Consider the following 470-nt stretch of genomic DNA (forward strand, 5'->3'; position numbering starts at 1 on the left):
ACAGAAGATCTTGAGATCCTGAAGTATCACTATTCATACGGGATGTGCAAGGGACTTGATATGAAAAGCTTTGATAAGATCCACAGGGATTCTAAAAGAACACTTGAAGAACATCCCGATGCCGAAATTTATTTGGTGCACCAAAACTAATAACATCAAAAATGCGATTTTTAGCCCCCTTTATTTTTTCCTTTGGCCTTGCGGCGTTGCCAATGCAGGCCCAGGTACTTTCTAATAAAGTCACTTTTACTGAAGCCGATCTTACCCAGGAATGGCCTGTAAAACCGGGATGGGCAAATCTTATCACCTGCAGCCTTGTCCTGGAACATATTGAAGATCTCGAGCTCATTTTTTCTGAAGCTGCAAGAGCTCTTAAACGGAACGGGAAATTCTATATTTGTGAATTGCACCCGGGGAAGCAATATGCCGGGGGAAGAGCAAATTTTGATACTTCAGAAGGGATACATACG

General features: G+C 42.3%; 1 protein-coding gene. It reads left to right on the forward strand.

The window, feature by feature from the left end; all coding sequences use genetic code 11:
• Nucleotides 1-161 precede the first annotated feature (161 nt).
• Nucleotides 162-470: class I SAM-dependent methyltransferase (locus HC175_RS18245; protein WP_168139665.1), on the forward strand; the 309-nt coding region annotated here is incomplete at its 3' end.

It is taken from the genome of Salinimicrobium oceani, from assembly GCF_012037645.1.